This window comes from Bradyrhizobium huanghuaihaiense, assembly GCF_025200885.1.
In the GTDB taxonomy this organism is placed as follows: domain Bacteria; phylum Pseudomonadota; class Alphaproteobacteria; order Rhizobiales; family Xanthobacteraceae; genus Bradyrhizobium; species Bradyrhizobium huanghuaihaiense.
Map to the genome: position 1 here is coordinate 1,524,335 of NZ_CP104172.1, position 13,073 is coordinate 1,537,407.

General features: G+C 66.9%; 11 protein-coding genes. 7 read left to right on the top strand and 4 right to left on the bottom strand.

The features are described 5' to 3' along the window. Positions 1-103: 103 nt before the first annotated feature. Positions 104-1,573 carry an amidase gene (locus N2603_RS07235; protein WP_260388212.1) on the bottom strand — a complete coding sequence of 490 codons (1,470 nt, stop codon included), beginning with the start codon at positions 1,571-1,573 and terminating at the stop codon, positions 104-106. 127 nt (positions 1,574-1,700) lie between these two features. Next, entirely contained in the window at positions 1,701-2,810 is a 1,110-nt protein-coding gene (atzD, locus tag N2603_RS07240) for a cyanuric acid amidohydrolase (protein ID WP_260388213.1), read from the bottom strand. Between the two features lie 477 nt (positions 2,811-3,287). Between atzD and N2603_RS07245 the strand changes: the two genes are divergently transcribed. From N2603_RS07245 to N2603_RS07265, 5 genes are all read left to right on the top strand, one after another. Further along, complete coding sequence (locus N2603_RS07245) at positions 3,288-5,624, top strand: Tex family protein (RefSeq protein ID WP_260388214.1); 2,337 nt, start codon at positions 3,288-3,290, stop codon at positions 5,622-5,624. A 295-nt stretch (positions 5,625-5,919) separates the two neighbouring features. Then, a complete protein-coding gene (locus tag N2603_RS07250; RefSeq protein ID WP_260388215.1) occupies positions 5,920-6,450 on the top strand; it encodes a hypothetical protein in 531 nt (176 codons plus the stop codon). A gap of 100 nt (positions 6,451-6,550) precedes the next feature. Next, positions 6,551-7,243, top strand: coding sequence for a response regulator transcription factor (locus N2603_RS07255; protein ID WP_018643736.1), 693 nt, complete (start codon positions 6,551-6,553; stop codon positions 7,241-7,243). After that, entirely contained in the window at positions 7,230-8,312 is a 1,083-nt protein-coding gene (locus tag N2603_RS07260) for a sensor histidine kinase (protein ID WP_260388216.1), read from the top strand. The genes N2603_RS07255 and N2603_RS07260 overlap by 14 nt, the downstream gene beginning before the upstream one ends. Before the next feature lie 29 nt (positions 8,313-8,341). Beyond that, a complete protein-coding gene (locus tag N2603_RS07265; protein ID WP_260388217.1) occupies positions 8,342-9,583 on the top strand; it encodes an amidohydrolase family protein in 1,242 nt (413 codons plus the stop codon). Positions 9,584-9,593: 10 nt separating this feature from the next. Here N2603_RS07265 and N2603_RS07270 read toward each other — a convergent pair whose 3' ends face one another. After that, positions 9,594-9,965, bottom strand: a complete 372-nt coding sequence (locus N2603_RS07270) for a response regulator transcription factor (RefSeq protein WP_018643733.1) — start codon at positions 9,963-9,965, stop codon at positions 9,594-9,596. Beyond that, entirely contained in the window at positions 9,962-10,828 is an 867-nt protein-coding gene (locus N2603_RS07275) for a S1C family serine protease (protein ID WP_260388218.1), read from the bottom strand. Before N2603_RS07275 ends, N2603_RS07270 begins: the two co-directional genes overlap by 4 nt. Positions 10,829-11,020: 192 nt before the next feature. Between N2603_RS07275 and N2603_RS07280 the strand changes: the two genes are divergently transcribed. Continuing rightward, positions 11,021-11,986: a VOC family protein gene (locus tag N2603_RS07280; RefSeq protein WP_260388219.1), complete on the top strand. Its 966-nt coding sequence runs from the start codon at positions 11,021-11,023 to the stop codon at positions 11,984-11,986. A gap of 56 nt (positions 11,987-12,042) precedes the next feature. Further along, positions 12,043-12,918 (top strand): dihydrodipicolinate synthase family protein, encoded by an 876-nt coding sequence (locus tag N2603_RS07285; RefSeq protein WP_260388220.1) that lies wholly within the window; start codon positions 12,043-12,045, stop codon positions 12,916-12,918. Positions 12,919-13,073 lie beyond the last annotated feature (155 nt).

Here is a 13,073-nt window from a genome sequence, read left to right on the forward strand (position 1 = left end):
ACATTCTCGCCACGAAACGAGACCTCATCCTGAGGGCCCGCCAACGGCGGGCGTCTCGAAGGATGGCCGCAAGCGTGGGGACTACGAAACAAATAGTCCCGCTTCAGCCGACATGCACCTTGGGCTTCTTGCCGCCGTTCCACTTGCCGTCGAGCGCGCGCTCGATCTGGGCGGCGAGCTGCAAGAGCAGGCCGTCATTGGCCTGCTTGGCGATGGCCTGGATGCCGAGCGGCAGGCCGTGGTCCTGCGCTGCCATCGGCATCGAGATTGCGGGCATGCCGCAGAGGTTGGCGAGCGGCGTGAAGGCGAAGAAGCGCCAGAGATTGCCGAACCAGTCGAGCACGTCAGGATTGTCGGAGATGGTGAGATATTCCCTTGTGCCGACCTTCGGCGTCGGCAGCGCGGTGATCGGCGTCAAGATCACGTCCCACTGCTCGAAGAAGCTGCCGAAGCCGCGCGATGTCGTGTTGAACGCGGCCTGCATCTTCGCCCGATCGGCAAAGCTGGTGTGAAGTCCGGCTTCCCAGATCCTGATGTTCATCGGCTCGATCAGATTCTCCGGCGGGCGCTCCAGCCCGCGCGCGGCCAGCATGTTCGAGATCACCACGGAAAAGTTCGAGATGTAGCAGGTCGTTTGCGCCGCAAAGGCGGCGCGGAAGTCGAGCTCGGGTAGCGCGTAGTCGACGTGATGGCCGAGGCCTTCGAGGAAGCGGCCGGTCTTCTCCAACTCGGCAGCAATCTCAGGCGTCGCGGTGTAATCGCCCCAGGTGTGCGACAGCGCGATGCGAAGTTTTGTCGGATCGCGCTTGATCATCTCGGAATACGGCTGTGCCGTGGTCCAGAACGGCATGAACTCGCCGGGCGCGGGCCCGCGCGCATGATCGACGAAGGCGGCGGTGTCGCGCACCGAGCGCGACTGGCAGCCCTGGATCGAGACGAGGCCGGTGAGGTCGGACATGTGCGGGGCCAGCGAGAACACGCCGCGCGAGACCTTCAGGCCGATATTGCCGTTGACGCCGGCGGGAATGCGGATCGAGCCGCCACCGTCGGTCGCATGCGCGATCGGTACGACGCCCGCGGCGACCATCGCGGCGCTGCCCGCCGACGAGCCGCAGGTGGTGTAGTCGGTGTTCCAGGGATTGCGGGTGACATAGACGGCGGGATTGTCGGCCGAGCTGCATACGCCGAATTCCGGCGTCGTGGTGCGTCCGATCAGGTTGAGCCCCGCCTGGCGGAATTTACCGGTGAGGAACGTGTCGGCCGCGGCACGATTGCCGCGCATCAGCAGCGAGCCCATTTCCTGGAGCCGGCCCTTCATGGTCGGTCCCAGATCCTTCATCAGGAAGGGCAGGCCGGCGAACGGACCTGCGAGATTGGCGCCGTCCTTGGCAGGATCGGCGATCACGTCCTCGAACAGCTCGACCACGCCCGACAGTGCCGGATTGACCTTGGCGACGCCGGCGGCGGCCTGGCGCGCCAATTCCTTCGCCGTCAGCTCGCCCTTGCGGACGCGTGCCGCCAGCGCCACGCCATCGTGCTGCGCCCATTCATTCCAGCTCATCGGCAAAGTCATGCAGTCAAAATCCCCTTAAGGTGCGGCGCCACCTTTTTCGCAATGGCCCGCGTGAATCAACTGAGCCGGCGCGAGGGGCAGGGTTGCGCCGGGCGGAGAGGTCGGACGATCGGGGATGCTCGCTCTATCAATCCGACAGTCGCGCGATCGCCGCAACCGGACCGCCGCCGGCCGGCCCCTGATGCTCGGCGCCGCCGGACACGTAGACCGCGCCGGTGCCGGCAAGGCCTGCGATCAGTCCGCCGACTGCAGCGCGGGCGTGGCGCGTCGAGCTGATATCGGTGTCTTCGAGCATGGTGTGGCGAAAGCCGCGCACGCTGCCGTCAGGCGAGGCTTCCGCCTTGGCGAAGATGTTGACGAGCGCGCGGCCCGCGCCGGTTTGCGGTGCGACGCCAAGCCCGACGCTGTTCAATGCCGATACCACAGCCGGCGCGTCGATCGCGTCCTTCATCACGGCATGCCCGATCTCGAACTCGCTCGCTGACGACTGCGAGTTGCCGAGCACGATGACGACGTTGTGCATCAGCTCGATCCCGGACGAGGTGGATGCGACGTTCGAGAACAGGTCGTAGCGTCGCAGCACGTCCTCGTCGCGGACGTCGGGGCCGATCTCGCCGAGCGCGACCGCAACCCCCAGCGCGGAGGCGCCGCGTGAATAGGCCATCGAGCTGTAAGAGCTCGTCGTCGCCGTCTTGTTGCCGCGCGCGTTTGCCGTCGCGACACGCTCGCTGGTCAGCAGCGGGCACTTGATCTGCACGAAATGCACGTCGGCGGGCTCGAGGATGCCGGCATCCGCCATCGCGGCCTTCACAGCCTTGGCCGTCTCCGCGATCTGTGCGGAGCGCCCAAGCTCTTCGGGCAGGAAATCCCGAGTATGCGCCATGCCGATGCTCAGGCGCTTGCCGGACAGGCCAGCCGGGCGATCGGCCTCATGCCGCGTGAACACCGTGATATGCGGGCTCAGCACGCCTTCGGTGCCGCCGGACATGACGAAGGCGATGCGCTGCTCGACCGCCTCCGGCGACAGGCCAAGCTTTGGTGCCAGCCCCGTGCACAGCGCGGCGACGGCGTACTCCCGGGTAAAATCGTTGACGCCGCCGTTGCCCTCGGTCTTGCCGAGAATGGCGAGGATCGACTTCGGATCGATCGCGCCGGAGCCGATCATGGCCATCAGGCCGGAGACGTCGCCGGGGCCCGTGGTGGCGATTTTGAAGACGCCGACCGATGTGGTGCGCATTCTAGTTCTCACATGGAGTTCGGTGGTCCGGCAGGTTCACCAGCCGTGGAAGCGCTGGACCTGTCAAGCCACAAGCGGCCATTTCTCACCGTCACCCCCGCGCAACGGCGAAGCCGTTGTCGCTGGAGGTGGCCGCTTCTTCAGCGGCCCACGAAGGGCGACGGCCCGGCTGCATCCCGGCCGCTCATCCTTCGAGCTCTCCATGGGACGCGTTGCGTCCCATGCCTCGCACCTCCAGCGATAACGGCTTCGCCGTTACGCAGGGATGACGGGTCGGCTATTTGGGTTTGTCGCGACGCAAGAGAGAACGCGCGCCATCCCCATGAATGTGGCGAGATCGCATCGATCCAGCAAAAAAATCCTCTGTCGACGGTTGCGCGCCGCACCTTGATGAATCAACCTTGGTTGGTCCATAAGCGGCGTCCCGCGGCCAGTGGTTCGCCCCTGCGTCGCGTGCTTGGATAGAGGGATTCTCGCGTGGCAAATATCAACCAGAAAATTGCGCAGGAGCTTGGGGTTCGGGCGGAGCAGGTCGAGGCGGCGGTGACGCTGCTCGACGGCGGCGCCACGGTTCCCTTCATCGCCCGCTACCGCAAGGAAGCGACCGGTGCGCTCGACGACGCGCAATTGCGCACCCTGGAGGAGCGCCTGGTCTACCTGCGCGAGCTCGAGGACCGCCGCAAGGCCATCCTCGAATCGGTCCGCGAGCAGGGCAAGCTCGATGCCGCGCTGGAAGCCACCATCATGGCCGCCGACAGCAAGGCGCGCCTGGAAGACATCTATCTGCCGTTCAAGCCCAAGCGCCGCACCAAGGCCGAGATCGCCAAGGAAGCCGGCCTCGAGCCGCTCGCCAACCAGCTCATCGCCGAGCCCGGCAACGATCCGAAGGTCGTGGCGGAAGGCTTCATCAACGCCGAGAAGGGTGTTGCGGATGCTGCCGCCGCGCTCGACGGCGCCCGCGCCATCCTGGTCGAACGCTTCGACGAGGACGCCGACCTGATCGGCGCGCTGCGTGAGGAGATGTGGACCAACGCGCGCATGGCCTCCAAGGTGCGCGACGGCAAGAAGACCGAGGGCGAAAAGTTCGCCGACTATTTCGATTTCTCGGAGCCGCTGACCAGGCTGCCGTCGCACCGCATCCTCGCGATGTTCCGCGGCGAGAAGGAGGAGATCCTCGATCTCCAGATCCAGCCCGAGGCCGAAGCACCGCCGCCCGGTGTGCCCAGCGCCTATGAATTGAAGATCATGAAGCGCTTCGCTATCGCCGACCTCAAGCGTGCCGGCGACCGCTGGCTGGTCGACACCGTGCGCTGGGCCTGGCGCACCAAGATCCAGGTGCATCTCAACATCGACCTGCGCATGCGGCTGTGGAATGCGGCCGAAACCGAGGCGGTGCGCGTGTTCGCCTCCAATCTGCGCGACCTGCTGCTGGCCGCGCCCGCCGGCACCCGCGCCACCATGGGGCTTGATCCCGGTTACCGCACCGGCGTCAAGGTCGCCGTCACCGACGCCACCGGCAAGGTGGTCGATACGGCCGTGATCTATCCGCACGAGCCGCAGCGGCAGTGGAACGAGTCGCTGGCGACGCTCGGCCGGCTCGCGATGAAGCACCGCGTCGAGCTGATCGCGATCGGCAACGGCACCGCCTCGCGCGAGACCGACAAGCTCGCGGGTGATCTCGTCAAGGGCCTCGCCGAGCTGAAGATGAACAAGATCGTGGTGTCGGAAGCCGGCGCGTCGGTCTATTCGGCCTCGGCCTTTGCGTCGGAAGAATTGCCCGGCCTCGACGTCACCCTGCGCGGCGCGGTCTCGATCGCGCGGCGCCTGCAGGACCCGCTCGCCGAGCTGGTCAAGATCGAGCCGAAGGCGATCGGCGTCGGCCAGTATCAGCATGACCTAGGCCAGGCCAAGCTGGCCAAATCGCTCGATGCCGTGGTGGAAGATTGCGTGAACGCCGTCGGCGTCGACGTCAACACCGCCTCCGCCCCGCTGCTCGCGCGCGTGTCGGGCGTCGGCTCGGGCCTTGCCCAGAGCATCGTGGCGCATCGCGACGCCAACGGCCCGTTCAAGTCGCGCAAGGCGCTCAAGGACGTGCCGCGGCTGGGGCCGAAGGCGTTCGAGCAGTGCGCGGGCTTCTTGCGCATCCTCGGCGGCGAGGACCCGCTCGATGCCTCCGGCGTGCATCCTGAAGCCTATCCCGTGGTGCGGCGGATTCTCGAGGCGACCAAGAGCGACATCAAGGCGCTGATCGGCAGCAGCGAGATCGTGCGCACGCTGAAGCCGAAGGATTTTGTCGACGAGACCTTCGGTCTGCCGACCGTCACCGACATCCTGCGCGAGCTGGAAAAGCCCGGCCGCGACCCGCGTCCGGCATTCAAGGCCGCCGTGTTCAAGGAAGGCGTCGAGGAGATCAAGGATCTCAAGAAGGGCATGATCCTCGAGGGCACCGTGACCAACGTCGCCGCCTTCGGCGCCTTCGTCGACATCGGCGTGCACCAGGATGGCCTCGTCCATATCTCGGCGATGTCGAAGAACTTCATCAAGGATCCGCGCGAGGTGGTGAAGCCCGGCGACATCGTCAAGGTGAAGGTGCTGGACTTCGAGGTCGCCCGCAAGCGCATCTCGCTGACGCTGCGGCTCGACGACGAGGTCGGCGCCAAGAAGGACCCCCCCGGCATGCAGCGCGACAACGGCCAGCGCAACGCGAGCCGCATGACCTCGTCCGCGCCGCGCAAGCAGGAATCCTCCGGCGGCGGCGCGCTTGCCGAGGCCATGCGCCGCGCGGCCGAGAAGAACAACGGCAAGCGGGCGTGAGACGTCTCTTACCTCTCCCCGCTCTTTGCGGGGAGAGGTTAGCTGTGGATACAGGGAGAGCTATCTCCACGTCATTGCGAGCGCAGCGAAGCAATCCAGACTGCCGCCGCGGAAACAGTCTGGATTGCTTCGTCGCAAGGGCTCCTCGCAATGACGAGGAGAGAGCGGAGCTCCGCTTCCCTAACTTCCGCGTCAGAATCTGGCGCGTTTGTAAGTTGAAGGTCTCTGTCCCTTCCTCTCATCTGATCCTTCTGACGCGGCAGAAATATCGCCGCGCAGCACGGAGGATGCTTCGATGGACAACAGGCTTCTCAAAGGCCTCACTGCGGTGACGGTCGCCGCAGTGATGGCGCTCGGTTCACCAGTGCTCGCCCGTGGCGGCATGGGTGGTGGAGGTCACGGCGGCTTCGGCGGTGGTGGCCATGGCGGCTTTGGCGGCGGTGGCCACTTCGGTGGTGGCGGCATGCATGTCGGCGGTGGCGGCATGGGTGGCGGGGGCATGCGATTTGGCGGGATGGGCGGCGCCCATTTCGGCGGCGCCCGCTTCGTCGGTTCGCCGATGGCCGCGCGCGCCGCCATCGGACCCCGCTTTGCCGGAGCTCCGCTGGCGACCCGCGCCGCCTTTGGACCGCGGTTTGCCGGCACGGGCTGGCACGGCAGGCCCTTCATCGGCCGCCATGCCTTCTTCCACCGTCATCACTTCCGCCGGTTCGCCTTCGTCGGCGCGCCGTTCATCTATGCCAACTACTACGACGACGGCTGCTGGCGCAGGAGCTGGACGCCGTATGGATGGCAATGGGTCAATGTGTGCGGAGACTATTGGTAGTCGTATCGCCGTACCGCACCATTGTCGCGATCGCCATCGGGCAGTTCCGCTCAGCCCCGGAACGGGATAGTCTGGTGGCGATCGTCGCGCGGAGTTTCGCATGACCGGAGGTCACCGCCGCATCCTGGTCGTCGAGGACGATCCGGAAACCGCAGGCCAGCTCGTCGAGGAGCTGACGACCTCTGGCTATGACGTCGATCTCGCCGCCACCGGGCGCGAGGCCCTCAGCCACGGCGTCGCGCGCGACTATGCCGTGATCACCATCGACCGCATGCTGCCCGACATCGACGGCATCACCGTGATGCGCCAGTTGCGCGACGACGGCATTGCCGCGCCCTTCCTGATCATCTCCGCGCTCGGCGAGGTCGACGACCGCGTCCGGGGCTTGCGCGCCGGCGGCGACGACTATCTGGTCAAGCCGTTCTCCTTCGTCGAGCTGCTGGCGCGGCTGGAGGCCCTGGGCCGGCGCAGCGACACCATCGCCAAGGAGACGCTGCTGCGCGTCGGCGACCTTGCCATCGACCTGATCGCACGCAGCGCCAGCCGCCGCGGCCGCAAGATTCCGCTGCTGCCGCGGGAATTCCAGCTGCTCGAATATCTCGTCCGTAACGAGGGCCGCGTCGTCTCCCGCGCGATGCTGCTCCAGCACGTCTGGGACCTGCATTTCGATCCTTCCACCAACATCATCGACGTCTATGTCGGCCGCGTCCGCCGCAAGGTCGACGATGCCCAGGCCTATCCGCTGATCCATACCATCCGCGGCATCGGATATTGCCTCCGTGCTCCTGGCTAAGACGCTCCGCTCCTCGACCTTCCGTCTGGCGCTGATGGCGATCGCGGCGTTCGGGCTGATCGTCGCGGCGATCATGGCCTACGTCTATGTCGGAACGCTCGCCTATGTGGAGCGCCGTCTCGGAGCTGCCGCCGATCACGACGGCTTCACCGGCATGATCGAGCTCGCGATGGTCGCGGTCGCCGTGCTGCTCCTCGTCCTCGCCGGCCTTGCGGCGGTGCTGGTGACGCGCCGCACGGTGGGCCGGATCGAGGAGATCAACGCGACCAGCCGTGCCATCATGCTGTCGGGCCTCGACCGCCGCATCCCGTTGCGCGGCAGTCACGACGAGTGGGACCGCGTCGCCGAAAACCTCAACCAGATGCTGGACCGCATCGAGACGCTGATGGGCGAGGTCAAGCAGGTCAGCGACAACGTCGCCCACGATCTGCGCACGCCGCTGACGCGCATGCGCGGCCGGCTCGAGAAGGCCTATCATACGCCGCGCAACAGCGAGGCCGACGCGGCGCTGATCGGCGACACCATCGCCGATCTCGATGCCGTGCTCGGCATGTTCGCCTCCATCACGCGGATCTCGGAGATCGAGACCCGCGCGCGCCGGAGCGCCTTTCGCGCGCTGAACCTGACCGAGATCGCAGGCGAGGTCGTCGAGCTCTACGACGCCGCCGCCGAACAGGTCGCAACCCGCCTCAGTCTCGATGGCGACCGCGAAGTGCCGATCACGGGCGACCGCGACCTGCTGTTCGACGCCGTCGCCAATCTCGTCGACAACGCCATCAAGCACGGGCGCAAGGGTGGGCAGGTGACGGTGACCTGCCGCAATGCAGATGGCGGCGCGGCGATCGCGATCGCCGACGACGGACCGGGCATTCCCACCGAGGCGCGCGATCACGTCTTCAAGCGCTTCTACCGGCTCGAGCAGAGCCGCTACACGCCGGGCAACGGCCTCGGTCTCAGCCTCGTCGCCGCCGTCGCGCGCCTTCATGGCGCCGAGATTGCACTGCATGAGAATGCGCCGGGTCTGACCGTCCGGCTCCGGTTTCCGCATACCGGCCCCCAACTTGCATGATCGCCCTGGTATCGAGTGGAAGTCCTGCAATGTCCCGCCTGCCAGACCTCGTCATCACCAACGCCCGCACGCGCAGCCGCGAGATCGTGGACATAGGGATCACCGATGGTGTGATCACCGCGATCGGCAGCCGGCTGCAGACCGGCGCCCAATCCTTCGTCGATGCCAGAGGCGGTCTGGTCACGCCCGCGTTCGTCAATCCGCATCTGCATCTCTGCAAGGTCTGGACCCTGCCGATGATGTCCGAGGCGGCGCTCGCGGCCTATCAGGGCGGCGGCATGAGCGAGGCGGCGAAGGCGGTCGAGCTCGCCGCGGTGGTGAAGAACAACTATGACGCGTCCTGGATCGTCCCGAACGCGCGGCGTGCGGTGGCGCTCGCCGCGCTCCACGGCAATCTCCACATCCGCGCCTTCGCCGATGTCGACACCAAGGCCCGGCTCGAGGGTATCAAGGCACTGCTTGCCATTCGCGAGGAATTTCGCGGCATCGTCGATATCCAGGTCGTGGCGTTCCCGCAGGACGGCCTGTTTCGCGAGCCGGGCGCGGACGACCTGATGCGCAAGGCGATGACGCTCGGGGCCGATATCGTCGGCGGCATTCCCTGGATCGAAGCCGATGAAGAGGCCCGGCGCCGCCACATCGATTTCTGCTTCGACCTCGCGGCCCAGCACGGGGCGGACGTCTCGATGCTGCTGGATGACGTCGGTGACGCCAATATGCGCACGCTCGACATGATGGCGCGCGCGGTGATCGCTCGTGGCGTCGAAGGCCGGGCGCTCGCGCATCACTGCCGGGCGATGGCCCTCTATCCCGACAATTATTTCCGTGGATTGATGGCGCTGCTCGGAGAGGCCCGCGTCAGCGTCGTGAGCAATCCCCACAACGGGCCGCTGCATGCGCGCGTGAAGGACCTGCTGGCCGCCGACATCAATGTCTGCCTCGGCCAGGACGATATCTCCGACGCCTACTATCCGCTCGGCCGCAACAACATGCTGGAAGTGGCGTTCCTCGCCTCGCATCTGCTCTGGATGACCGCGAAGAGCGAGTTCGAAACGCTTTACGACATGATCACCACGCGCGCAGCCACGGCGATGAATCTGGAACGCTACGGCCTCGGGCTCGGCTGCACGGCCAATCTGGTCGTGCTCGATCAGGGCGACGTCACCGAGGCGCTGCGTTTCCACAACCCCCCGCGTGTCGTCATCAGCCACGGGCGCGTCGTCAACACCGACCGCATGCGCGCGCTGGCGCAGATGGCCGTCGGCGATTGATCCACGCCGCTCAGAGCTCGATCACGCCGCGGCGAGCCGCATGCGCGACCGCATCGGTGCGGCCGGTGGCGTCCAGCTTGTCGAGCAGCGAGCCGACGTGGAATTTCACGGTATGCACGGAGATGCCGAGCTGACGCGCGATCATCTTGTTGGACGAGCCCTCGGCCATCAGCGCCAGCACGTCGAGCTCGCGCTGCGTCAGCGCGATGTCCTCAGGCATGCTGCGCGGATCGCGGGCGACCACCGTCGCCGCGGCCTGCTCACCGGGCCCGGCGAGGCGAATCCCGCTGACATTGTCGAGCAGCGCCGTCAAGCGATCGGCCAGCGCAGGATCGTCGATCTCCAGCGCGAGCACGATCTCGGCCGTCTTGTCCGCGCTCACGCCTCCGGCCTCTCGCCGACAGTGACCTTGAAGCTGACCGGCTCGCCGCCGCGGCGCACCGCGACATCGACCACGGCGCCGACGCTGGCAGGACCGAGCGTCCGCGACAGCGCGCGCACGCCTGACAGTTTCTGGTCGTTGACCGCCACGATCACGTCGCCCTGGCGGATGCCGGCCGCGGCCGAAGGTCCGGCCTTGTCGACATTCATCACCATCGCGCCGATGCCGTCGTCGAGCCGCACCGGCTGCAGCCCGAGGCCGAGATATCCGCGGGCGATGCGGCCGCGCGTCTCGAGCTGCGGAGCGATACGCTCGATCGTCGCGGTCGGAATGACGAGCACTCGCCGCGGCCCGAGCACGGCCATGCCGAAGGCGTCGCCCGATGCGTCGAGCGCCAGGCCGCCCTGCTGGCTTTCGCGCAGACGGACGTCGAGCTCGATCCGGGCATCGATGTCGCCGCCGCGCAGGGAGCGCCAGCTCTTGCCGGACGCCGAGACGATCCCGAGCGCCGCGCTCGGCGTCTCGCGATGGGTGGCGACCACGATCGACAAGGCACCGAGCGGTGGGACTGTGGTGGCCAGCTTCACAGGCGCAACGGCGATGTCGGCGCGCAGCAATGCGATGTCGGTCGTGTGGTCGCGGCCGACAATCGTGGCGGCGACCCGGCTGCCGTCGGCGAGGCCGATCTCGACCTCGCCCTCGTCGGCAAGTGCCTCGTCGGCGGTGATAATGAGGCCGCTCTTCCAGACGAAGCCGGTCGAGCGGGAGCGGTGCGAATGCACGGAGACGACGGACGGCGCGATGCGCGCCACCACGTCCGAGAGCGCGGACGACAGTGAGGACAGGGGGCTGGAATCGGTCATGGCGGGCTCCTGTAAGTTGTCCTCAATCTGGGATGCCGCGGGCGATTGCGAAACTGGCCGGGTGGCCAGGAAAGTGGCAGGCCTCCGTAGGACCACGGCCGACGAACATGTGATTGGGAGCGCCTCACGGGAACGTGTAGCAATCCCGAAATTGCGCCCTATGGCCTCAAGGATTTCAGCGAGCCCCGACTGATGACCATCGATTTCACCCGCCGCACCCTGCTTCACCTCGCCGGTGCCACCTCGCTTGCGATGGCGGCCGCAGCCGCGGCGCGTGCCGAGGGCAACCCGCAGGGCGGCGGCCCGACCTATGCCAGCCGCACGCCGATGCGGGTCGGCATGGTGACGCTCCGGGTCAAGAATCTCGATACGGTTGCCGACTACTACCGCGACGTGATCGGGCTCACCGTGATGGAACGCTCGGCGGCGGGCGCGAAGCTCGGCACTGGCGGCATCACGCTGCTGGTGCTCGAAGCCCGTCCCGATGCCGCGATTGAATCGCGCAGCGCGGCCGGCCTCTACCACACCGCCTTCCTGATGCCGACCCGCAAGGACCTCGCGCGCTGGCTGGTCCACGCCGCCTCGCACCGCGTGAAGCTGTCGGGCTTTGCCGATCACCTCGTCAGCGAATCCGTCTATCTCGACGACCCCGAAGGCAACGGCATCGAGGTCTATGCCGATCGCGATCCCTCGCAATGGCAGTGGAGCGAGGGCAGCGTGAAGATGGCGACGGACGAGCTCAACATTCCCGACTTGCTGTCGCTGACCAACACACGCGTTCCTGATTATGCCAAGGCGCCGGACGGAATGCGCGTCGGCCACATGCATCTGCGCGTCGGCGATCTCGCCGAGGCCGAGCGCTTCTATCACGGCACGGTTGGCCTCGACCCGACCCGCAAGCGCAACGGCGCGGCGTTCCTGTCGTCGGGTCGCTACCACCATCACCTCGGCATGAATGTCTGGCAGAGCCAGGGCGCCGGCCAGCGCGACGATTCCACGACTGGTCTCGCCTGGTTCTCGCTGGTGATGGCGAAGCAGGAGCTGCTCGCCGCTCAGGAAGATCGCCTGCGCAAGAGCGGCGTGAAGGTCACGGCGCTTGCGGATGGCGTTGAGGCGATCGATCCCTGGGGCACGCGGGTACGCTTGCTCAAGGTTTGATCGCCGGGACGGGCATTGCTAATACCTCAGGGGTGCCAGCCTCCGGAGCCCCCGACATGTCCGAATTCCACGGCGTCTTTCCCTACCTCGTCTCCCCCGTCGATGCGGACGGCACGGTGCGGACGAACGTGCTCGCGAAGCTCTGCGACGACCTGATCGCTGCCGGCGTGCACGGACTGACGCCGCTCGGTTCGACCGGCGAGTTCGCCTATCTCAATGCCGCGCAGCGGAGCGCGATCGTGCAGACCACGATCGAAGCCGCAAAGGGCCGCGTGCCGGTCGTGGCCGGCGTCGCCTCCACCTCGACCGCGGATGCGGTAGCGCAGGCACGGGCTTATCAGAAGCTCGGCGCCGACGGCATCCTGGCGATCCTGGAAGCCTATTTCCCGCTCGCCGATGCCCAGGTCGAATCCTACTTCCGCGCCATCGCGGATGCCGTGGACATTCCCGTCGTCATCTACACCAATCCGCAATTCCAGCGCTCCGATCTGACCCTCGACGTGATCGCGCGGCTCGCGGAGCATCCGCGCATCGGCTACATCAAGGACGCCTCGACCAACACCGGCCGGCTGCTCTCGATCATGAACCGCTGCGGCGATGGCTTGCGGGTGTTCTCGGCCTCCGCCCATATCCCGGCGGCGGTCATGCTGATCGGCGGCCTCGGCTGGATGGCCGGGCCGGCCTGCATCATCCCGCGCCAGAGCGTTAAGCTCTACGACCTCTGCAAGGCCGGCCGCTGGGACGAGGCCATGGCGCTCCAGCGTCGGCAGTGGCGTATCAATGAGGCCTTCGCTCGCTTCAACCTCGCCGCCTGCATCAAGGCCGGCCTCTCGATCCAGGGCTACGACGTCGGCGATCCCGTCCCGCCACAGGCCCCGCTGACGGCCGATGCGCGCAAGGTGGTGGACGCGGCGCTCCGGGAGCTGGCCTAGCTGTCATTCCGGGGCGTCCGCAGGACGAACCCGGAATCTCGAGATTCCGGGTCTGGTCCTTCGGACCATCCCGGAATGACGATCCCCAACGACATGCCGAAATCGTGGATATCCCGCCCAAAACCGCGGCTGGCATGCCCCTGATCGATCCGCTA